General features: G+C 59.3%; 20 protein-coding genes, 1 tRNA gene and 1 pseudogene. 19 read left to right on the forward strand and 3 right to left on the reverse strand.

What is annotated here, in order from left to right:
* Window positions 1–153 precede the first annotated feature (153 nt).
* From SE91_RS12735 to SE91_RS12805, 17 genes and pseudogenes are all read left to right on the forward strand, one after another.
* Window positions 154–231: transfer RNA gene (locus tag SE91_RS12735), tRNA-Pro, on the forward strand.
* Window positions 232–590: 359 nt separating this feature from the next.
* Entirely contained in the window at window positions 591–1,805 is a 1,215-nt protein-coding gene (locus tag SE91_RS12740) for a virulence-associated E family protein (protein ID WP_061847834.1), read from the forward strand.
* A 151-nt stretch (window positions 1,806–1,956) separates the two neighbouring features.
* Window positions 1,957–2,547, forward strand: coding sequence for a hypothetical protein (locus SE91_RS12745; RefSeq protein WP_061847835.1), 591 nt, complete (start codon window positions 1,957–1,959; stop codon window positions 2,545–2,547).
* The gene (locus SE91_RS38015; protein WP_283806234.1) at window positions 2,477–2,710 is read left to right on the forward strand and encodes an HGGxSTG domain-containing protein; all 234 of its coding nucleotides are present in this window, start codon (window positions 2,477–2,479) and stop codon (window positions 2,708–2,710) included. Before SE91_RS12745 ends, SE91_RS38015 begins: the two co-directional genes overlap by 71 nt.
* Window positions 2,711–2,748: 38 nt before the next feature.
* A complete protein-coding gene (locus SE91_RS12750; protein WP_245318441.1) occupies window positions 2,749–3,327 on the forward strand; it encodes a hypothetical protein in 579 nt (192 codons plus the stop codon).
* A 186-nt stretch (window positions 3,328–3,513) separates the two neighbouring features.
* Window positions 3,514–6,141: an HsdM family class I SAM-dependent methyltransferase gene (locus SE91_RS12755; RefSeq protein ID WP_061847837.1), complete on the forward strand. Its 2,628-nt coding sequence runs from the start codon at window positions 3,514–3,516 to the stop codon at window positions 6,139–6,141.
* Window positions 6,134–7,459 (forward strand): restriction endonuclease subunit S, encoded by a 1,326-nt coding sequence (locus SE91_RS12760; protein WP_082813715.1) that lies wholly within the window; start codon window positions 6,134–6,136, stop codon window positions 7,457–7,459. Before SE91_RS12755 ends, SE91_RS12760 begins: the two co-directional genes overlap by 8 nt.
* Window positions 7,456–10,713 (forward strand): type I restriction endonuclease subunit R, encoded by a 3,258-nt coding sequence (locus SE91_RS12765; RefSeq protein WP_061847839.1) that lies wholly within the window; start codon window positions 7,456–7,458, stop codon window positions 10,711–10,713. Before SE91_RS12760 ends, SE91_RS12765 begins: the two co-directional genes overlap by 4 nt.
* The gene (locus tag SE91_RS12770) at window positions 10,710–11,411 is read left to right on the forward strand and encodes a M48 family metallopeptidase (protein WP_061847840.1); all 702 of its coding nucleotides are present in this window, start codon (window positions 10,710–10,712) and stop codon (window positions 11,409–11,411) included. Before SE91_RS12765 ends, SE91_RS12770 begins: the two co-directional genes overlap by 4 nt.
* Window positions 11,412–11,542: 131 nt before the next feature.
* On the forward strand, window positions 11,543–12,229 hold the full coding sequence (locus tag SE91_RS12775) for a recombinase family protein (RefSeq protein WP_061847841.1): 687 nt from the start codon (window positions 11,543–11,545) through the stop codon (window positions 12,227–12,229).
* A gap of 752 nt (window positions 12,230–12,981) precedes the next feature.
* The gene (locus SE91_RS36210; RefSeq protein ID WP_156489590.1) at window positions 12,982–13,167 is read left to right on the forward strand and encodes a hypothetical protein; all 186 of its coding nucleotides are present in this window, start codon (window positions 12,982–12,984) and stop codon (window positions 13,165–13,167) included.
* A gap of 62 nt (window positions 13,168–13,229) precedes the next feature.
* The gene (locus SE91_RS35270; protein ID WP_245318442.1) at window positions 13,230–13,784 is read left to right on the forward strand and encodes a hypothetical protein; all 555 of its coding nucleotides are present in this window, start codon (window positions 13,230–13,232) and stop codon (window positions 13,782–13,784) included.
* Window positions 13,785–14,079: 295 nt separating this feature from the next.
* Window positions 14,080–14,706, forward strand: coding sequence for a hypothetical protein (locus SE91_RS12790; protein ID WP_156489591.1), 627 nt, complete (start codon window positions 14,080–14,082; stop codon window positions 14,704–14,706).
* Window positions 14,706–14,870 (forward strand): annotated as a pseudogene (locus SE91_RS38250) (helix-turn-helix domain-containing protein); the annotation flags it as partial. The gene SE91_RS12790 and the pseudogene SE91_RS38250, both read left to right, overlap by 1 nt.
* Window positions 14,871–14,899: 29 nt before the next feature.
* Window positions 14,900–16,018, forward strand: coding sequence for a tyrosine-type recombinase/integrase (locus SE91_RS12795; RefSeq protein WP_061847845.1), 1,119 nt, complete (start codon window positions 14,900–14,902; stop codon window positions 16,016–16,018).
* 325 nt (window positions 16,019–16,343) lie between these two features.
* Complete coding sequence (locus tag SE91_RS12800; protein WP_061847846.1) at window positions 16,344–16,712, forward strand: hypothetical protein; 369 nt, start codon at window positions 16,344–16,346, stop codon at window positions 16,710–16,712.
* A 714-nt stretch (window positions 16,713–17,426) separates the two neighbouring features.
* The gene (locus SE91_RS12805; RefSeq protein WP_236840726.1) at window positions 17,427–17,870 is read left to right on the forward strand and encodes a DUF421 domain-containing protein; all 444 of its coding nucleotides are present in this window, start codon (window positions 17,427–17,429) and stop codon (window positions 17,868–17,870) included.
* 214 nt (window positions 17,871–18,084) lie between these two features.
* On the opposite strand, the gene SE91_RS35285 is transcribed toward SE91_RS12805, so the two are convergent.
* Together SE91_RS35285 and SE91_RS12815 are read right to left on the reverse strand one after the other, a co-directional pair.
* Window positions 18,085–18,591: a septal ring lytic transglycosylase RlpA family protein gene (locus SE91_RS35285; protein WP_245318443.1), complete on the reverse strand. Its 507-nt coding sequence runs from the start codon at window positions 18,589–18,591 to the stop codon at window positions 18,085–18,087.
* 208 nt (window positions 18,592–18,799) lie between these two features.
* Entirely contained in the window at window positions 18,800–19,423 is a 624-nt protein-coding gene (locus tag SE91_RS12815) for a TetR/AcrR family transcriptional regulator (protein WP_061847847.1), read from the reverse strand.
* Window positions 19,424–19,548: 125 nt separating this feature from the next.
* Here SE91_RS12815 and SE91_RS12820 point away from each other — a divergent pair, with 125 nt between their 5' ends.
* Window positions 19,549–20,514, forward strand: coding sequence for an alpha/beta hydrolase fold domain-containing protein (locus SE91_RS12820; protein WP_061847848.1), 966 nt, complete (start codon window positions 19,549–19,551; stop codon window positions 20,512–20,514).
* Window positions 20,515–20,628: 114 nt separating this feature from the next.
* Here SE91_RS12820 and SE91_RS12825 read toward each other — a convergent pair whose 3' ends face one another.
* Window positions 20,629–20,796 carry a hypothetical protein gene (locus SE91_RS12825; protein WP_231088410.1) on the reverse strand — a complete coding sequence of 56 codons (168 nt, stop codon included), beginning with the start codon at window positions 20,794–20,796 and terminating at the stop codon, window positions 20,629–20,631.
* Between the two features lie 308 nt (window positions 20,797–21,104).
* Between SE91_RS12825 and SE91_RS12830 the strand changes: the two genes are divergently transcribed.
* Window positions 21,105–22,076 (forward strand): SDR family NAD(P)-dependent oxidoreductase, encoded by a 972-nt coding sequence (locus tag SE91_RS12830; protein ID WP_061847849.1) that lies wholly within the window; start codon window positions 21,105–21,107, stop codon window positions 22,074–22,076.
* Window positions 22,077–22,244 lie beyond the last annotated feature (168 nt).

Here is a 22,244-nt window from a genome sequence, read left to right on the forward strand (position 1 = left end):
CTGCCGGGAGATGCTGGAGCAGGCGCTGAAGGACGGGTAGGGGCGGCTTTCCGCCGGCTTGGCGGGCAGTTCCGGCCCGCTTTGGGCGGATACACCAAAATGCTGCGGCCTCGCCTTGCGCATCGCGGCGATCCTAGCTAATGGAACGGCATTCGGAGCGTGGCGCAGCCCGGTTAGCGCACTAGTCTGGGAGACTAGGGGTCGGAGGTTCAAATCCTCTCGCTCCGACCATCAAGCCCTTTGATTTGAAAGGGTTTTTGTTTTCGGCGCCAGCATCAATCCGCCGTCGAATAAGAACAAATAGGCGCCGGTTTGCACAGTTCGGCGCAGAAACTCCCGAAATAGTCCCGAAGTGCGTTCTTGAACCGTTCGCTGCGGAGGGGCTGAATGTTGGCACCCCCTGAAACGAAAAGCCCCGTGCCGGCTGGGGAGCAAGGGCACAGGGCGGGATCGCAGAGTTCACTTACGAGCAACGCAGAATCTGACACGCTGTTGATCGCTCTTCAAGCGGCCAAGCTGAGTCGGATCTACTGTTTTTGCTGCGCCACTACCTGCACCATTGCCAGCCTCGCCTTCGCGGGAGGCCCGCGATGAATGTCATTGCTCAATTCCCGGTCAAAGATACGTGGCTGGCCCAATGTATCAGCGAGAACGGCAAACCGCTCCCGATAGTTACTAATGCGCTGGTCGCTCTCCGGCGCGATCCGAACATCAGCGACGCCTTCGCGTATGACGAAATGCAGCGTTGCGTCATGCTGCTGCACGAGATCGGCCAGCCGCTCGCGCCGTTCAATTGCAGGCCCGTGGTGGAGGAGGACGTCACAATACTGACGGAGTACCTTCAGAAGGCTGGCATCCGCAGGATCGCCCGCGATACGGTACGCGATGCGGTCAATGCCTGGGCCCGCGAGCGCAGCTTCCACCCGATCCGTGAATGGCTTCAGAGCCTTATCTGGGATGGCCAGAAGCGCGTCAACGTATGGATGACGACCAAGCTTGGCGCCGCGCTCAATCCCTACACCCAGGCGATCGGGAAGATGTTCCTGATTTCATTGGTCGCCCGGATCTGCGAACCCGGAGCCAAGGTGGACTACATGATGGTGCTGGAGGGTACCCAGGGCGCGATGAAGTCCTCGGCTTGCGCCATACTGGGCGGCAACTATTACTCCGACAACCTTCCCGAAATCGGCGAGGGCAAGGACGTCTCCCAACATCTCCGTGGCAAGTGGCTGATCGAAATCGGGGAAATGCACGCCCTGAACCGCGCCGAAAGCGCGCAACTCAAGGCGTTCATCACGCGGCAGGTCGAGCGATACCGGCCGAGCTACGGCCGCTTCGAGGTCACCGAGCCTCGGCAGTGCGTGTTCATCGGCACCACCAACAAGGACGCGTATCTCAGAGACGAAACTGGAGGACGTCGGTTTTGGCCCGTCAAAGTTGGGCAGATTGATACCGCAGGGTTAGCTGAAGATCGCGAGCAACTTTTCGCGGAGGCGGTTCACCTCTACAAAGAGGGCGAGCCATGGTGGCCAGATCGCAATTTCGAACGGCAGCATATCAAGCCGGAGCAGGAGGCGCGCTTCGAAGCCGACGCCTGGCAGGACCCGATCGAAAATTACCTCGCGACCCAGCACAAGGTAACCGTCGGTCAGGTCGCCAAAGAGGCCCTGTTCATGGAGGCCGCCAGGATCGGCACGGCGGACCAGCGCCGGATCACCGGCATCATGGAGCACCTCTGCTGGAAGCGGGACAACGACGGCAAGCCCGACTGGCAGGGCAAGAGGTGGTGGATCAAGGTGGACTGACCACAGCGCACTGCGCACCACAGCACACTTTCCAATAGAGGGTTGGTGGCCAATGAAGCTTCTATAGGGAAATGCGCTGTTCTGCGCTGTGTGCGCTGTGGCGATGCCTTCTGAATGAGGATTACGCAGCGAGCCTTTCGAGAGGACGTGAATGAACGCACCGACAACACTGGCCGCCGACGAACCCGAGGACCGAAAAGGGCGGCTGAAAGATCTTGGCGGATCGCAATCGGATCACTGGAACAATATTCTAGCCAATCAAGCCCTCCAGTCGCACTGGGTGAAGAACTCCAGCCAGGAAGACCGCGACAAGCAATTGAATGCCACCCTTGCCGCGCTTGCCGGGATTGGGCCGAAGGACGAGCTGGAAGGCATGATGGCGGCGCAGCTAATAGCCGCTCACAATGCCGCGATGGAATGCTACCGGCGCGCCATGATCGGCGAACAGACCTTCGAGGGGCGACGCGAAAACCTCGCCCAGGCCAGCAAGCTGTCGCGCACCTATGCGGCCTTGCTCGAAGCCTTGAACCGCCATCGCGGAAAAGGTCAGCAAAGGGTCACGGTTGAGCACGTCCACGTTCATGCGGGCGGGCAGGCAGTGGTCGGAATGGTCGAGCCCTCGGGGGGCAGGGTCGGGACGAAAACGGAGGATCAACCCCATGCACTTGGATATGCACCGCGCGAAGAGATGCGGAGCGCGGACTCGAGCGGGCAACCCTTGCCAGTCACCTGCGATGAGTAATGGAAGGTGCCGGATGCATGGCGGGCGGTCTCCAGGCGCTCCCAAGGGCAACAGAAACGCCTTCAAGCACGGCCGGTACAGTGCAGACGCGATTGCACGCCGGCGCGGAATTTCGAGGCTGCTTGCTGCAATGAAGGATACGAGCAGGCAAATAATCGAATAGGCAGCGCCAAAATGCCGCGATCGAGAGTACGAGTTTGCTTGCAGGACGGCCTGAAGCTGGACCTGAACCGTCTTGCTCGGAAGCAATTCGTCAAGCCAGGCGCGAATATCGGCGTTCGGGGCATTACCTGGACGCACTCGTATTGGGGTGAAGTTGCCACTGGCGTGATTAGCGCAGATATGAGCGGCCAAGCCGAAGGCTGGCTTCGCATCCAGCTTGGCAGCTTGGACCAGCAAGTCATTCTCGTTTCGCGTCCTCGCCATTTCGGCGGGCGGCAATGGTATTTTGTGTGCCCTGCCATGAACCGCCTGGCGTCTGTCCTGTGGAGGCCAGCGGGCGCGACCCGATTTTGCAGCAGAGAGACCTGGGGCCGACAAGTTGCCTATCATTCCCAATTCAACGATGCGACGAACCGCGCTCACGCTGGAAAGGCTCGAATCAAATCGCGACTGATAGGGGACTTAGATCCAGATGAATGGGATTTCCCACCGAAACCGAAGTGGATGCGCTGGGCCACTTACAAACGGTACGAAGCCCAGTACGATCACTTTGAGGATGTGCTGGACTATGGCTGTGTATCACTGCTAGCAAAATTGATGGCCAAAAATATCGTTTGAATTCAATGGATAGAATCAAGTTAGCCAACAGATTTCGATTTGTTTGCTGTGCCCGCGGAAGAGCAAGCAGTTGATCGGGGTAAGCGGGCCAGTTGATCGGGGTAAGCGGCGAAACTACGAGGAAAAAGATAATCAGTTCTTTTTGAAAGAATGGATTGTCATCGACACAGGCGCAATCGGGTTCAAATGACCAAACTAACTCTTCCTCAGCTAACGAGTCTGCTCTTCAAGGCGTGTGACGAGCTTCGCGGCAACATGGATGCCTCGGAGTATAAGGAGTACATCTTCGGTGTTCTGTTCCTGAAGCGATGCAGTGACCTGTTTGATCAGCAGCGCGAGAAGCTCACCGCCACTCTGCGCGCTCGGGGCCTTGATGGCGAGCGCCTCGAAGCCCTGCTGGAAAGTCGGGATCAGTATACGTTTTACGTGCCGCCCCAAGCTCGCTGGGCGACCGTCCGTCACCTTAAGGAAGACGTGGGCAACGGACTGAATACCGCTCTTGGAGAGCTCGAACGGCACAACAAGGATCAGCTTGAGGATGTGCTTGAGCACATCAATTTCAACCGCAAGATCGGGCAGCGCACGCTTAGCGACGACACGCTGGTCGATTTCATCCAGGTCTTCGAAAATATCCCTTTGCGCGATGAGAATTTCGAGTTCCCAGACCTGCTTGGCGCCGCCTACGAATACCTGATCAAATACTTTGCCGACTCGGCCGGCAAAAAGGCGGGCGAGTTCTACACCCCCGCGGATGTCGTCCGTACCATGGTCGAGATCGTCGATCCGCAGCCGGGCATGAGCGTCTATGACCCGACAGTCGGCTCGGGCGGCATGCTGATCCAGTCGCGCGATTATGTCCGCGACAACGGCGGAGACCCGAATAACCTCTCGCTCGCCGGCCAGGAATCGCAGGGCACGACCTGGTCGATCTGCCGGATGAACATGATCCTGCACGATATCCAGTCAGCGGACATCCGGCAGGAAAACACACTAGCCAAACCCCAGCACCGGGCTGACGATGGCGAGCTGACCCGCTTCGACCGGGTGCTCGCCAATCCGCCGTTCAGCCAGAACTACAGCGCCAACGACATGGAGTTCAAAGGCCGCTTCACCAAATGGATGCCAGAAAAGGGCAAGAAGGCGGATCTGATGTTCGTCCAGCACATGCTGGCGGTGCTCAAGAGCAATGGCCGAATGGCCACCGTGATGCCGCACGGCGTGCTGTTTCGCGGCAGCGAGGAAAAGGACGCGCGCGAACATTTCATCAAGCAGGGTTGGCTCGATGCGGTCATTGGCCTGCCACCCAGCCTGTTCTATGGCACGGGCATTCCAGCCTGTATTCTCGTGATGAACAAGGAGCGAGCTGAGACCCGCAAGGATGTGCTTTTCATCAATGCCGACCGGGAATATCGCGAAGGCAAGGCGCAGAACTTCCTGCGACCCGAGGATATGGCGAAGATTGTCGATGTCTATCGCCGACGGCGGGATGTGCCAGGATATGCCCGGGTCGTGCCTATTGCGGAGATCGAGGCCGAAGAGTTCAACTGCAACATCCGCCGCTACGTCGACAATGCGCCGCCGCCCGAGCCGCAGGATGTCCGCGCGCATATCCATGGCGGCGTGCCGGTGGCGGAAGTTGATGCGCTGGAACGCTTCTGGCTCGACTATGGCGGGCTGCGCGAAGCCTGTTTCTCGCTACGCCCCGATGATTCGGGCTATTGCGATTTTGCCTCCACTATCGCCACACGGCGCAACATCGCCGAACTGGTCAAGGCCCATCCTGGCGTATTGGCCGCGCATCAGGATTTCATGAACCGGCTGGCGGCCTGGTGGGGCACCGTTGAGCCGATGATGCAAATGCTGGCAAGCGGAAATGGGCAGGCGGACAACGTCTATGCTCTGCGGCGAGGGCTGATGGAAAGCATTGCGGAATCCTTTGCGGACGAAACCTTACTCACCCCCTTCCAGATCCGCGGCGCCATGGCGCGCTATATCGACAGCCTGAAGACCGACCTCAAATCGGTAGCGGCTAGCGGCTGGGGCGCGGAGTTGATTCCCGACGACGAAATTTTGGAAAGCGAGTTCCCGGAGCTGATCGAGGAGTTGACCGCGAAGCAAGCTCGGATAAGCGAGGTGCAGGCGCTTTTTGCCGCTGCCGATGACGAAGGTTATGAAGATGAGGAAGACAGCGGCGTCCTCGCCTCGACTGAGGTCAGGCGGCTGAAGGATCTACTCAAGACGCAGGGGGCGGAACTGAAGGCGCTGGTCAGGGCGGCGCAAGGGGCCGCGCCTGATCTGGCCATTGAACTGGGTCTGCCCAAGGCCGCGGCGAAGCTGGGCAAGCTAAGCAGTCCCGATTTTGCGGCCGTGCACCAGTTAGCGGCCGCGGCCGGCAGGGCGGGCAGCACCTCGCATTTCGCCGCGCCGGTCCGAGCCCTGGCGGAGCAAGGGCAGGCCATGATGGACGCGCTGGCAGACGCGGAAAGCCGATTGGCCCGGCACCAGGCGCTGGAGGATGAGGCGAAGGCGCTGAAGGCGGAGCTGCGCGCCGCAGAAAAGAAGCGCGAGGAGCTGGTCGCGACCGCGCGCGACAAGATCACGCTGGAGGCCGCGCGTAGCCAAATACTTGCCCGCTTCCGCAACACTTTGTTAGAAATTTACCGCGCCTATCTCGACGCCGAAAGGCGGACAGTGACGGCCGAGGTCGAGAAGCTGCATGGCAAATATGCGGTGACAGTGCGCCATATCGAGAAGCAGCGCAGCAAGGCCGCGGCAGAGTTGGACGCTTATCTTAAGGCGCTAGGTTATGTCTGAAAGCCAGGGCTGGAAACGCTATACGATCAAGGAAAATGCGTACTTGCGCGGCCGTATTGGCTGGCAAGGATTGCGAGCTGATGAATTTTGCCTTGAGGGGCCCTACCTCGTAACGGGTACGGACTTCGATCGAGGTCGCGTTAATTGGACGAATTGCTATCACGTTAGCGAAGCGAGATTTTGCGAGGCCGTTCCAATTCAGCTGCGCGAAGGCGACTTGCTTGTCACAAAGGACGGCACCATCGGAAAGATTGCACATGTACAAGACTGCCCCGATCAAGCGGTTCTCAACAGCGGCGTTTTTTTGCTGCGCTGTGCCGATGGCAGCTTTCAGCACCGGTTTCTCTACCATGTTCTGACATCTCACCATTTCGATGAATTCTTGCGGCAAAACCTCGCTGGCTCAACGATAAATCACCTCTATCAGTATGTATTTGAAAACTTCGCTTTCTTCGCGCCCGATAATGCGCACCAAGAGCGTATTTGCAGGATACTCGATCTAATCGACACCCAGATCGAGATGACAGATGCATTGATTGCCAAGCAGGAACGGGTGCGCGCAGGGTTGATGCAGGACCTATTCATGCGCGGTGTTGACGAACACGGCCAACTTCGACCGCCCCACGAAGAAGCTCCGCACCTCTATCACCAGACCGAACTCGGCTTGCTGCCCAAGGGATGGGAGGCGCCGAAACTGGAAAGCTTGCTAGCGCCCATTCCAACACCCATGCGGAGCGGCCCATTCGGAAGCGCCCTTCTGAAACATGAGCTCGCTACTTCGGGCATCCCGTTTCTAGGCATTGACAACATTCATGTAGAGCATTTCAAATCCAATTTTATTCGCTTCGTAACCCCGGTCAAATTCGCCGAACTATCCCGCTATCGCGTTCTTCCCGATGATGTGGTCATTACGATCATGGGTACCGTCGGGCGCTGCTGTGTCATTCCTGACGGGTTTGGCGAAATGCTCTCCTCCAAGCATCTCTGGACCATGACTTTCGATCAATCGAAAGTGCTGCCGGAGCTGGTTTGTTGGCAATTGAACCACGCGCCTTGGGTTCTTTCGTGGTTTCGAGCGAGGTCTCAGGGCGGGATTATGGACGCGATTCAATCGTCCACCCTCAAGGAATTGCGATTGCCTCTGCCTTTGATGACTGAGCAACCGCGGATTCTCAAAATTTATCGCGAGGCAACGTACCATCTTCAAATGATGCGTGACGAAGTCTCCAAACTAGCGCTCCAGAAGTCCGGTCTGATGCAGGACTTGCTCACCGGCAAGGTATCGGTCGCGTCGCTGCTCGAAAGAGCAGCCGCATGAGCGAATACGCCCATGTCGAAAAGCCGTTGCTGACCCAGCTTGCTGGACTCGGATGGACGGTGATCGACCAGGGTCACCAGATGATCCCCCAGGCCCCAGTGGCCTCGCTGCGGTCAAGCTTTCGCGATCTGATCCTCCCGCACGTATTCCGCGACAGCGTCCGCGCGCTCAATCCGCTGCCCGGTGGCCGCGAATGGCTGACCGATCGGCAGTTGGCGGGGCTGATCGATGATATCTTCCGACAGCCGGGCAAGAGCCTGCTGGATGCTAACGAGGCGGTGCAAGCGCTGTTGTTCAAGGCGCAAGTGGACCGTAACGAGCTGACCGGCGAGAAGGACCCGACGGTCCGCCTGATCGATTTTGCCAATCCGGAGCGCAACAGCTTCCACGCAATCAACCAGTTTCGCGTAGATACGCCGGGGTGCGTGAAGGGCTTCATCATCCCCGACGTAGTGCTATTCGTGAACGGCCTGCCGCTGGTGGTGATCGAGGCCAAGATCGGCGACGCCAACACCGCGAACCCGATGCACGAGGCCTTCGTGCAATTGCAGCGCTATCGCGACGCCCGCCCGGAAACCGGCCGCGCCGGGCTGCGCGAAGGAGAGCCGAAGCTGTTTTATCCCAACCTCGCCGTGATCCGCACCTGCGGCGAGGCGGCGGAGTTCGGCACGATCAGCTCTGCGCCAGAACATTTCTATGGGTGGCGCAACATCTGGCCGGAGAAGTTTTCCGCGATTACCCCGCTGCTGGGTGAAGTCCGCGCGCAAGAGGAACTGGTGCAGGGCCTGCTCAACCCGCATTGCCTGCTCGACATGCTCCGCACCTGCTCGGTGTTCATGGACCTGCCCAACGGCAAGCGGGTGAAAGTGCTCGCCCGCTATCAGCAGCATCGCGCCGCCCGCCGGATCCTGCAGCGCCTCCGCAGTGGCGAGACACCGATGGAGCGCAGTGGTGTCGTCTGGCACACGCAAGGATCAGGCAAGTCGCTCACCATGGTCTTCGTCGGCCGGATGCTTCGCGCTAGCCGTGACCTCAATGACGTCAAGATCGTGATGGTGGTGGATCGCGCTGATCTGGAAGACCAGCTATCCAACACCGCGAAGCTGATTGGCGGGAAAATCAACCTGGTCGATAGCCGCACCGCGGTGCGCGAGGTGCTCGCGTCTCCAGCCTCCGACGTGAACATGGTGATGGTTCACAAGTTCGTAGAGGTGAAGGACGACCTCTCCGAAAGCTTGCGCGAGAAGTTGGGGCGCTACGCTCCGCCGCCCAGCGCCGAGAGCTTCGGCGTCGTCAACGATTCCCCACGCATCCTCATCATGGTGGACGAGGCACACCGGACGCAAGGGTCTGACATGGGTGACAATTTGTTCGAGGCATTCCCCAATGCCGCCCGGGTCGCCTTCACCGGCACGCCGCTGATCACCGAGCGGCATGGTGGCAAGCGGACAGTGAAACGCTTTGGCGAATATATCGACACCTACAAGCTAATGGATTCCGTCGAAGACGGGGCAACCCTGCAAATCCTTTACGAAGGCCGAACCGCCAACACCGCCCTGCGCGATAAGGCCGAGTTTGACACGGCATTCGAGGATCTCTTCGCAGACCGCTCAGCCGAAGACCTGCTCGCCATTAAGAAGAAGTATGGAGCGACCGGCGATATCCTGGAAGCGGAAAACCGCATCGGAGCCATCGCCCGCGATCTGGTAAGCCACTACATCGATAACATCCTGCCCAACGCGTTCAAGGCGCAGGTCGTCTGTCATTCCAAGCTGGCCGCAGTGCGATACCAGCGCGCCTTGCGCAAGGCGCTGAAGGAACGACTGGAAGCGGAACGTGCAAAGCCGGAACCGGACGCTGATCTGATCAGCCGAGTCGCCTTCCTCAAGGTGGCGGTCGTGGTTTCGTCGGACGCGACCAATGAGGCCGCAGAAATTACCGCCGCCCGCAAGGAGGCGCGGGACTGGAACGCGGTCGAGAATTTCTGCAAGCCGTTCAATCTTGTGGACTATGACAAGGCCAACACCGGCATCGCCTTCCTGGTCGTGTGTGACATGCTTTTGACGGGCTTCGACGCCCCGATCGAGCAAGTCATGTACATCGACAAGCGACTGAAGGAGCACAACCTGCTCCAGGCTATCGCCCGCGTGAACCGCGTGACGCAGGGCAAACAGCGGGGGTTCATCGTCGACTATATCGGCCTTGCCAACCACCTCACCGACGCACTGAAAATCTACGCCAGCGAGGACCTTGAGGACCTCCAGGCCGGGCTGAAGAATCTGAACTCAGAACTGCCGATCCTGGAAGAACGCTATCGCCGGCTGCTCCTGCATTTCCAGGGGCTAGGCGTGCGCGATATAGAGCCGTTCCTCACCGGCACGCTGGGTACTCCAGATGACGAAGTTCGCGTTGTCCACAAGGCCGTCGACGCGCTTGAACCGATTCAGGCGCGAGCGGACTTTGAGGTCTATCTCAAGAAATTCCTGATGAGCCTAGATCTCATCCTGCCGGGCGCTGCCGCGCATCAATATCGCGGACCGGCGAGGCGACTAGGCTATCTCATGCGCATGACCAAAGAGCGGTTCAAGGACGACTCCATCGATTTTGCAGGCGTTGGCGCAAAGGTCGCCGCGTTGATCAACAAGCATCTGATAGAATTGGGCGTTGACCCCAAAATTCCCCCGGTCGAACTACTCGACCCGGATTTTGTCGAGCAGGCGACAGGACACGCGCAGGGAAGCTCTCGTGCAAAAGCAAGCGAGATGGAGCATGCTATCCGCAAACACTGCACCATCCATTTTGACGAGGATCCGGCATTCTTCAAACGGATGAGCGAGAAGCTCGATACCCTCATCGCCAAGCATGGCGAGGACTGGAAGGCGTTGGCCGAACACTACGAAGAACTGCGATCGGAGATCCGGGCGGGGCGCGGCGAGGGCATAGCCGAGCAACCCCTCGAAGTACGCGTATTCCGTGATAATCTTTTCGAGTTGGTTGGTGACGGGGCTACGCTTTCCGTCGAGGACGCTGCCCTGCTGGACTCGCTCTCTGCCCGGTTGGTCAGAGTCATTCGCGAAGCCGTTTCGATTATCGATTTCTGGCGCAAACCGGACCAGGTGCGCCGTTTGAGAGCAAGTATCGATACGGAATTGATGGTGTCTGGCATCGGTCCCGTTCAGGATCAGCACCAGCGTATCGCCGTTGAGTTGACCAAGCTCGCTGAGAAGCGCCACGCGGAGTTGCTCCGGTCATGAAGATGTGCGCCCAGGATATTGAGTTCACCCTGATCCGTAGCGATAGGAAAACAGCAGACATCGTGATCGAGCGTTCGGGTGACGTGGTCGTTCGCGCACCCGCCGGAATTGACGACGAAAAGGTGCGCGAGGTAGTCGCTGACCGGGCTTTGTGGGTGCATCGCTCGCTTGCGGAATGGGAAGATTTGAACTCCAGTCGCCGGCATAGGCCGTTGGTTCAAGGTCAGGGCTTCGCCTATCTTGGTCGATCCTATCGATTGAAGTTCGTCGCCGATGCTGACGTTCCGCTGCGCCTCAAGAACGGCCGTTGGGAGTTATCCGAAGCCTTCGTTGCCAGAGAAGGGGAGGCCGCAGCGCGCAAGGCGTTTCGCGATTTCTATTTGGCGAAAGGGTTTCAGGTATTCGCTGAGCGAGTTGCAAGGTTTACGCCGCTGGTTGGCGTGGAGACCGGTGAGGTTTCTGTCAAAGAACTAGGCTACCATTGGGCTTCGTGCGGTGTGGGCGGCGCTCTAAACTTCCATTGGAAATCCCTCATGGCTCCGCAAACGGTCATTGATTACATCGTTGTGCACGAACTCTGCCACCTTCGCTACCGTGACCATTCCGACGCTTTTTGGAACGAGGTTGACAAGGTGATGCCGCGATACCGTGAGCGGAAGGAATGGCTCAGGGTGAACGGAGCGGCGCTGGACCTATAGCCTGCGATGATTGGCTGAGTTCAGCTGCCGTGGAGAGCTGAGCGTCACCACTTGCCGGTAGGCTTGCAAACCGATTCACGGCCTGTTACAAACCAATCAACGAAGGTTGATTGATTTGTAACGGGGCCGGTATGGACGGAAAGTGGATTTCCTACCTGCGCGTGAGCACGGGCCGGCAAGGCAAGTCCGGTCTCGGGATCGAGGCACAGCGCAATGGCGTTGCGGAGTATCTCAACGGCGGCAGCTGGTCGCTGGTGAAGGAGTTCGTCGAGGTCGAGAGCGGCAAGCGGACCGATCGCCCCATGCTGGCGGAGGCAATCAAGGCTTGCCGCGTGTACGGCGCCAAGCTGGTTATTGCCAAGCTGGACCGGCTCTCGCGCGATGCTCACTTCCTTCTGGGCCTGGAGAAGGCCGGTGTCGACTTCGTCGCTGCCGATATGCCGAACGCCAACAGGCTCACGGTGGGGATCATGGCGATGGTGGCTGAGGAAGAACGGCGGATGATCAGCAGGCGCACCAAGGACGCCCTGGCAGCTGCGAAGAGGCGAGGGACCAAGCTCGGAGGTGATCGAGGTGTCATTCCGAGCGAGAAGGTCCGGGCAATGGCCGCCGAGACTCTCCAGGCCCGCGCCAGCGCGCGAGCTACCGACCTGGCGCCGATCATCGCTGAGCTACAGGCGGCCGGAAGAACGAGTCTGCGGGCCATTGCTGATGGGCTTAACCAGGCGGGCATCACCACACCACGCAATGGTAAGTGGTCAGCAGTCCAGGTGCAGCGAGTGTTGAATCGGTGGGGGCAGTCTGATGGACAGCGATAGAAGATCGAAAATCGAAGTCCTGCTCCGAATTCTTGCGACCTCCCAAACCGAGGTCCAGATGCTCTTAGGGGCAGAGCAGGTCAGTTTTGATAGTAGATCGCGAGCGTCGAAGGAGACGGAGCCAGGGCGCGGTTCTCACGGGGCTATCAAGCACCTGGAGAACGCTGTTCTAGCGCTCCAAGAAGCTATGGACGAGATGGAGATTGCAGCCGGCATCAACTGGGTGGGCTGACGACAATGACCATTTTGACACTCCAGCTTCGAAGGGCATTTCGATCTCCTCGGGAAAGCCTCCTCGCTTGAGGCCGCCTTCCGTTTGATCGACCTGTGGGAACTCCGCCCGACGATGGCCTAAATCGCCTGGAAATGGCCTAAATCGCCTGGAATTGGTCACGTTTCTTGTACGGGCCGAACGGCTGGGGCCGGGTCGGCTGCATCGATCAGCGCAATCCTTCATGACGCGGTCGATAAGGCCAACAGCCCGGTGCCCCCAAGCGTCTTGTGGACGCGACAAAAGTCGGGCGCAGGACGCGCTCTGCCACGCCCTTTTTGGGCTCTGGGTCGTTGGAACTGTCGAGCAAGGCCGGCAACGCCTTAAGGCAGAGAGCCGGAGGGTAAGCCTACTTCCGAGCGAGGCTGGAAGCCCGAGGAGCGGTGGCGCGTTCCAGACTGCCTTGGAAGGCCCTTGGCAATGCGTTGCGTTCTATATACGTTCAGCAAACTCCCTTGGCGCGGAGAGGATTCGACTTGTGATGAATATGGAACTTTTAACTGCTGTAAAGAAGGTTGCGAAGCAGCGGGCGGGCGAAAAGCTGTCCCGTAACGCCGCGCTTCGTCTCTTGGTTAAAGAGGGTATCAACAACACTCGTGGTGGATTGACCAAGGAATACGGCGGTGTGGCTTTGAAGAAAAGGGGCCGCGTTCTTCGTCGAAAATGAGCCGTTCGGCTACATCGCTGACTATAGGCTTCCACGGATGTAAGCGAGAGGTTGGCCTCCGCGTGCTACGCGGCGGCGATTTTACGCCCAGTGAAAAAGCATATGATTGGCTCGGCCCGGGTGTCTACTTCTGGGAAGGCGACCCGGTAAGAGCATGGGAATGGGCCAGAGATCGCGGCTATTCTGATCCGTTCGTCGTCGGCGCAATCATCGATCTGGGCGAGTGCCTCGACCTTACCCTTCGCGAGAATCTCGAATATCTGAGCGTCGCTTATAAAGATCTGCAGCGTGTTCAGAGCCAAGCTAAGTCCCGCGTTCCTGTAAACAAGGACGGCCGCCGCTTACCAAAGCGCGATAAGGTGTTAAGATTTCTGGATTGTGCGGTGATCACTCACCTTCATCATATGGTCGCTGACGCCGCCACTCAAAACCCATCCCCCCGCTTCGACACCGTAAGAGGATTGTTTGAAGAGGGAAAACCTGCCTTTCGCGGTGCTGGTTTTTATAGCAGAACTCACACGCAGATTGCGGTACTCAACCAAAGCCTTATCAGAGGCGTGTTCCGTCCTAGAAGCTTAGACCGACAGTCTCTCGATCGCGCTATGTCTGGCGTCTAGAGCAGCGCATTCATCTCGCCTTCAATCCCCGTTTCATTGACGCTCGGATTCTCTGGACCGGTGCGTGCAGGCCTTTTCTTTTGGCGGCACGTCTACAGCGTGGCATCGTGGGTTATTTCGCGCTCTAAGCTGTCTGTGTGCTGGTCGGCGGGTTGGGCGAATGGAGGCGTCTTACGGGCCCGCGGAGGCATGCCGTGCTCCGCAACCATCCACAGGAATAGGCTATTTTTTTATTTGCAGTCATTGCATTTGAATGGGAGCTGAGGTTATCTGTGCACGATCGAAGGAAAACCTCATGGCTGTCACGCCTGGTGACTTGACCCGCACAGTCGCAGAGCTGCTCGCGCTCCCGCTAAACACGGTAAAGAACTACGACCGTAAACTAATGGAAGCAGGGTTGCGGTCGAAAAAGGGGCATGGACGCGGATCTGCCGCGATGACTCCGGCGGATGCAGTGTCACTGTTGATTGGCGCCGCCTGCGTCGGAATCGAAATTACTAAAATCGCTTCTGCCGTTGAGTCGGTCCGCACTCTGCCATGGCCAGAAGATGACAACACGGAATTATCCAGCAACACGGATGATCCTGAGTTGCAGTTACTCAGCAAATTTCTGAAGCGTGACGCCTCCGAGTTAAGAGCGTTCGGCTCAGCGATGGATTCGATTATGAGATATCTAGTCGACTCCGGCGATCAAAACACCGTTTTCTCCTTTCAAATTACAACGGCTGCCGGGGTACCCCTGGTAGCCACCATCCTGATCTCCGGTAGTCCCTTTGCGGAGGGAAAGGTGCAGAAACTGCACTTCCTTCAGCTTCAAGGACTAGGGAAGAAGATGCTCGCGCCCGCTCTTCAGGTGAGAAGCGAGGTCAATTGGGAAGTCACATTGGCGGTCGCAAATCTGCTCTCGTCGAGGGCAGGATAATGTCGATACAACTGCTGTCGCCGCGAACCGCTGCGCAGAGGTTAGGCGTATCAGTGAAGACGTTGAACGGCTATGTGCGCGACGGAGAGCTACGATACGTCAACGTGGGGCGTGGCAGCAAGAAACAACGACGCAAATTTGTTGAAGAGGATCTCGACGAGTTGATCGAGCGCAGAACGCGGAGGGACGTGCCGTGTCAGTCTACAAGCACAAAGACAGCCCGTTCTACCATTTTGACTTCCAGCACAAGGGTGCTCGCTTTCACGGCTCTACGGGATGCACGAACAGGCGCGAGGCTGAAGCCTTCGAGCGCGCCGAACGCGACCGAGCGAAACAGCTTATAAAGACCGCAGTATCTCCGGCGTCGACAAAGCTGGACGATGTAGCTGGCAGATATTGGAACGAGATCGGCCAGCACCACGTAGGCGCCGACAATACTTGGCGCGATATCGAGCGGCTGATCCATTATTTTGGTGCGACAAAACTGCTCAGCGAGATCAGGGACGACGACGTCGCAAGACTGGTTGCCTGGCGCAGGGGGCACCAAGTCACCCGGCACGGCAAAGGCAAAAAGAAGGCAGCTCCTTTGATTGCCCCCGCAACCGTCAACCGCAGCACTACCGAGGTCCTGAAGAAGCTGTTCACTCGCGCCAAGGCTTGGGGCATCCGATTCGACCATGAGCCTAACTGGAAGCAGCATTGGCTGAAGGAACCGCAAGAGATCGTTCGCGAGCTTCGCGGCGATGAGGCGGAGAGACTAGAAGATGCTACACGAGACGACTACCGGCCCGCTTTCGATCTGGCGAGCGCATCAGGCCTTCGACTGAATGAGTGCCTCTTGTGCTGGTCAGAGGTGAATTGGGACGCCCGCAAGATCGAGAAGGCGGGGAAGGGTGACAAGCGCGTATCTGTGCCTATTACCGACGCAATCCGGCAGATCCTATGGCCGTTGCGCGGGCACCATCCCGAGGCGGTGTTCACCTACGTGGCCAAGCGCACGAAAAAGAGCGCCGGTCTTGTGAGAGGCCAGCGATACCCAATCACCTACAATGGGCTGAAGACCGTGTGGAAGCGGACCAGGGCCGCTGCCGGCGTCTCCGGATTCAGATTCCACGACTTCCGGCACGACTTCGCGACCAAGCTTCTCCGGGAAACCAAGAACCTGAAGTTGGTACAGAGGGCGCTCAACCACGCGGATATCAAGACCACCACCAAGTACGCCCACGTCGTCGACGACGAGGTCGCAGCTGGCGTGGATGCAATGCAGAAGTCCCGAAAGAAGTCCCGAACCACCAGCCGCAAGGTCAGCTAACCTAATGAAGGGATTACAGAATGCTGCAGTCTGAGTATGTCACTGGGAGACTAGGGGTCGGAGGTTCAAATCCTCTCGCTCCGACCATTTTTCCAAAACATCTGTCGGGTGGATCGACCGGGGGCGGGGAAGCCTGCTCCGGCCGGGATACGCGCGCGGCTATCAGCGGTGAAGCGCCGTTTCGGGGGGCGACAAACCACAATGCCCGAAAACAACCCCATGCACAGTAGCGATGTCATTGACGGAATGTCGTTTTTCCGAAGCGCTTTGATCCGTCGGGCAAAACAGGCCTATGGTGTCATCGTGACAGCCTGCGGGATGAGGAATGGATCGAATCGCTCTGCTCTGCACGTTCGTGCTGATCGCGTCGTCTGCGTTGGCCGGTGAGGGGCTAAAAGATCGAGAAGCTGATCGCCTCATGCAGATCATTCGCGACGAGATCGCGCGCGAGGATTGTCTGTGGCGAGAGAGCCTGGCGCAGTTGTCCAGTCAAACTCCAGACGAGCAGCAGAAGACCGCCGGGCTCGTTGCTCATGTCTGCAGCCAGAAGAACAGGGAGCAGATCGTCCAGGGAGCGACGACGGAGGATCTCGTCAGGCACGAGGCCGCGGCGTACGATCAACTCTGGGCGCGGGAGAGGGCGATCGAAATTGGACGGCGGATCCGCGAACTCAAGGAGCGCGGGCACCGCTGAGATTTGGATGGATCGTCATCGCGCTATGCTGTTGTTTTCTCCGGAAAGCCGCTGCGCATGTGACAGATCGTTCTGTTTCGAAGGTTCCGGCCCGGCGGTCGCGCGGGATCGCCGCATGCCGTCGCGGCTGCAATCGGTCGCACCTGACTTAGGAACGAGGTGCAAAGACCTCCGTTGGCAAGCATCCTTAACGGAGGAAACACCATGAGAGTTGCGAAAATTACGCTGGCAGCAGCATTCATTCTCGGTTCGATCGCCGCGGCGACGGCACAAGGCGCTGGCGGAGCTGGCGGCGGAGGCGCCGGAGGAGCGGGCGGAGCAGGAGCAGGAGCAGGAGCGGGCGCTGGAGCCGGTGGAGGCTCCGGCAGCGGCTCCGCAGGCGGCGCTGGGGGAACCGGAGGTGGCGGTGACTCACCCGCGGCCACGACTGGTCAGGGAGCCTCGAGCAGCCCGAGCTCAGCCAATCCTGGCGCAACGATGAACGATCCGAAATCGAAGGGACGCTAAGTCTCGGAGGCTCGCCATTCACCCGGAGTGGCGAGCCTTTTCTCGTTTTCAGTTCCAGCTCCGCACTTCGCCTGAGCTATGTGAAGACGTCTTCCTGTCGCGTTCTCAGTGATGCTGATGGCGTGATAGCAGGACGCTTTCATCTTGTGCGAGGGCAACATGTTTCAGATACCGTGGAACGAGATCTTCGTCCCGACGCATTCCGTCATGGAAATGATCGTCCGGGGCACCATCATGTATCTCGGCATCTTCACGCTGATGCGCTTCATTCTGAAGCGGCAGACCGGCGGTCTCAGCATTCCCGATTTGCTTCTCGTCGTCCTTCTGGCGGACGCGGCTCAAAATGGCATGGCGGGTGAATACCGCTCGATCACGGAAGGTATCGTGCTCGTTGCCACGATCATCTTCTGGAATCTTGCCATCGATTGGGTCGGGTATCACGTGCCTTTCGTGGAGCGGCTTGCTCGGCCCGCGCCGCTCCTTCTCATCAAGAACGGGCAGGTCCTTCGACGCCACATGCGGCAGGAGCTGGTGACGATGGATGAGTTGATGAGCAAGCTTCGCGAAGAGGGCATAGCGAGCCCCTCGGACGTGGTGGAGGCGTATATTGAAGGCGACGGCAATATCAGTGTGAAGAAGAAGGAAGCCTGACGGTCTGCTTCTGACCGGCCGAAACAACCGGCACAGCGGAGCATCGACGATGGACTGCTCGTCATACGACGGCTGGTTTCCCATAAAGGCACGCTAAGGATTGTTGTGCGCGACCGCCTTCATCGCGTTGACGCAGATGAAGGCGGTGAGCCTTGAGGGCCATATCCACGGTAGCGTCGGGCTATTCGTGTTTCGGCGCTTCAAAAGTCATCCGCTACAACACTTCGGCACGGACGTGAGCTACGCCGCGATCCGTAATCCCCAAGCTGCGCGCGGCAGCGAGCGAGAGATCGAGGACGCGACCACGAATGAACGGGCCTCGGTCATTGATCGTCACGATGACGCTGTTTCCGCCATGGGTCACGCGGACCTTGGTGCCGAACGGCAGGCTGCGATGCGCTGCTGTCAGGTGATTGCGATTGAACGACGAACCGCTCGCCGTCTTGCCTTTGGAATACGAATAATAGGAGGCCTTCCCCGAAAAGACTCGATTGAAGGATCGCATGCCCGAGCCATCAGCCGATGGTTCTTGTTTGCTTGGAGGTAGAGTCTCCGGTTGATCCTTCTTGGTCTGTTCGAGCCTCTCAGGCGCCGGCGCTGCGTCAGCTTTCGGAATGATGGACCATCGGTCAAGAAAATCTTGTGCTGCAGCAGAGTCCGCGTTCAATCCGATCCAAGCAGGTACTGTCGCAATCGCTACCATTCTGACGAGAAGATGCATTGTCGACCTCATGAACAAAATTGAAGATCACGCCGACAATGCAGGCTCATGAGGCGGTGTTCCCTAGCACGCTCAAAACGGTGATTGCATACCGACCTCGCGAGAAAGAGCGTCCCGCTTTCACTTATCTCAAATGATACGCTATTTAATTATGCCAAAAATTAAATTATTAAATATTTAAATGCAGGCGCCTTGGCTTGGCGCCGGCCTACCTCAAGTACCTCACCACCATCCGCGTGGTCTCGTCCACCAACGTCCGCACCATCTTCTCCGACAGCATCTCCGCCCCGCTCAGTACGGTGTTGTGCGCGACGGACTCGATCGCGCTGACGCAGACGAAGGCGGCGAGGTCTGGGTCGATCCTGCGCATCTGCTTGCGGTGGCGTTCGAGATAGGCGCGCACGAGGGTGTGGACTTCGCGGTTTGACGCTTCGACATCCCGGAGCTGGCCGATGCGCGGGATCTGCTCGGCGAGGATGCGGTGCAGATCGGGGTCGATGTGGTGGGCCTCGATCGCGACGGTGACGAGGCGGCGCACGGCTTTCTCGATCGGCATGTCCGCGACCTCGATGAAGGCGGCGCGGACGATCGTCATGATCTCGTCGTTGTGCCGCTCGATCACGGCGGCGACGAGGGCTTCCTTGCTGGGAAAATATTGGTAGAGCGAGCCGACGCTGACGCCGGCGATCTCGGCGATGCGGTTGGTGCTGGCTTTCTCGAAACCTTCGCGGACCAGAATGCGAGCGGTGGCCTCGACCAGCGCGTCGACGGTGGCGCGCGATCGTGCTTGCGAGGCATTTTTCCGCGGATTTGTCGGCGGTTTGCGCGCCACGGGCTTGCGCTCCCGAATGCGAGTAGAAAAAGCGAGCGAATGCTCGCATTATATCCGCGCCTGGCGGCCTTTCGGCAAGCCTCTTGATCGCCATATGACTTCCGAGCCAGGCGGAGAACGGACCCATGAGCGTTGCAAGACTTGTGTCGGCGTTGCAGTTCTGCCCGAGCTTCTGTGTGCAGCGAAGCCGCGATCCCGCGCCGAGCCTGCAAAGCCGCGCCTTCAACCTCTTGCTGCAACAGCTGCCGTACAAGGAGCAGCTCGCATCGGCCGAGGCGGTGCAGGCGCGCGTGCAGAAGCTCGCCTTGGCGCCGGCCTCGTTCGAGCCGACGGGGCTCGGCCGTGACGTCGAGGTGATCCTCACCAAGATGGGCGGCTGGCCCGTCTACTACACCGCGCCGTCCTCGGGACATGAGGGCTGCAATTACGTCATGTTCCTGCATGGCGGCGGCTACATCAACGAGATCGTTCCGGCGCATTGGCGCTTCATCGCGAAGATGACGCGCAAGGCGCGCGTCTGTTGCGTCGTGCCCATCTATCCGATGGCGCCGCGCGCGACCGCGAAGGACGTGGTGCCGGCGACGGCCGAGCTGCTCAGGATGCTGCTTGAAGATGCAGGTGACGCCAAGGTTACGGTGGTCGGAAATTCCGCCGGCGCGGGCCTTGCGCTCGCCGCGTGCCAGTGGCTGCGCGATCACGGCCATCGGCAGCCCGGCCGGATGGTGCTGATCTCGCCGGCGGCCGATGCCTCGGTCAGCCGCCCGGAGCAGGTGGCGATCGCCGCGCGCGATCCGATCCAGGATATTCCGGGGATCGTCGAGGCGGGACGACTCTATGCCGGCGGGCTCGACGTTGGCCATCCCTTCGTCAGTCCGCTGAACGGCGCCTTCCGCGCGCTCGCGCCGATGACGATCTTCTCAGGGACGCGCGATCTTCTGTATCCGGACAGCGTCGATCTGGCCGAGAAAGCCAGGGCGGTAGGCGTGCCGGTCGAGCTGCATCTGCTGCGCGATCAGCCGCACAATTACGCGCTGATGCCGACGCCGGAAGGGCGGCGCGCGCGTGCGGTAATCTTGCGGGCGGTGGCTTGAGGGAAAGGCGATCATTGTCAGGGAGCGCAGCGGCAGAATGAGGCCGGCGCTAAGCCCATGCGGAGGGAGACGGGCGCCTCCGGGCGTTTCCTCGACGTCGTAGTTCTACGGGCCTTAGGCGTGGCCCTTGATCTCGTAATGGCCCGGCACGCATTTGTAGCGCTCGAGGCGCCAATTGGCGTGATAGATCGGATGCTCACCCATCCATTTTGCAAGCGGGGCCTGTGCGCCGATCGCACATTGCATCATCGACATTTCGGGCGTCATGTTGCTGTCGGTCACGATTTCTTCGACGCAACTGCCTGAACTGGCTGCACTAAGCCGGCATAGCACGGCAACGACGGTCACGAACATTCCAGTCACCTCATCGGTTGTTTCTGACCACGACAAGGATGCAAGCGGAGTGCCAGAGCCTGTGACACGCAACCGCCAGGCAAGTACGGGGATAGTCCGCGGCCCGAAATAAGCGACGTCGAATGATCGCGCCAAGGCGCTTTTACCTGCCAATGCGGCGCTGCTACTTTGCGATGGTGCCCACAGCGCGGGCAGCTCCGAAGAAACATACCGACAAGGGGAGGGACCGAAGTCCCATGAAGGATTTTGCTGGAAAGATCGCGGTCATCACCGGTGGCGGAACGGGAATGGGGCGCGAGCTCGCGCGGCAGCTGGTCGCCGAAGGCTGCAATGTCGCGATTTGCGACGTCTCGGAAGCCGCGATGGCGGAGACCAAGCGGCTGTGCGAGGCCGAGAAGTTGCCGCAGGGCCTGCGCGTCACGACGCATGTTGCCGACGTCGCGATCGAGGATCACCTGAAGCGTTTTCGCGACGAACTCGCCGAGCAGCAGAAGACGGACCGGATCCATCTGTTGTTCAACAATGCCGGCATCGGCGGCGGCGGCAGCCTGTTCACCAACACGCGCGAGCAATGGGAGCGCACCTTCAACATCTGCTGGGGCGGCGTCTATCTCGGCGTGCGCACCTTCCTGCCGATGCTAGTCGCAGCCGACGAGGCTCACATCGTCAACACGGCGAGCGTCAACGGCTTCTGGGCCTCGATCGGGATGAACCAGGCGCACACCGCCTACAGCTCGGCGAAGTTCGCGGTGAAGGGATTTACGGAAGCGCTGATCAACGACCTCCGCCTGCACGCGCCTCACGTCAAATGCTCGGTGGTGATGCCGGGCCATATCGGCACCTCCATCGTCTCCAATTCGCGCAAGGTGCAGAGCGGCGACGGGTCGGAGAAGCTCAATGCCGACGAGGTCGCGCTGACGCGCAGGCGCATGGTCGCGGCCGGCGTGCCGGATGCCGACAAGATGTCGGACGAAGACATCCAGGCGGCATTTGCCGAGCGCGCCCGCAGCTTCCTCGAGGACGCGCCCACGTCGGCGGCACAGGCCGCCAAGATCATCCTCGACGGGGTCAAGGCGGAGCGTTGGCGGATTCTCGTCGGCGATGACGCCAGGCTACTCGACGAGCGCGTGCGCGCCACGCCGGAGCAGGCCTACGACCGCGCCTTCTACGAAAGTTTTACGCAGGAGGTCGGCTGGCGGCTCGGCTGAGCAGTGCGCGGATGTAAGTATGATCACCGTCATGGCAAGAGGTGTGGCGACAATATCGCGTGCCACCTCTTGCCAATGTTCGGCACCTCATGCCGAATTGGAATGTCACGCATGCGAGGCGTCGCTACGTTCAAGCGATGGTGATCTTGAACGGGTCTCATTTGACGC

The sequence above is a fragment of the Bradyrhizobium sp. DOA1 genome, from assembly GCF_001593325.1.
GTDB lineage: Bacteria > Pseudomonadota > Alphaproteobacteria > Rhizobiales > Xanthobacteraceae > Bradyrhizobium.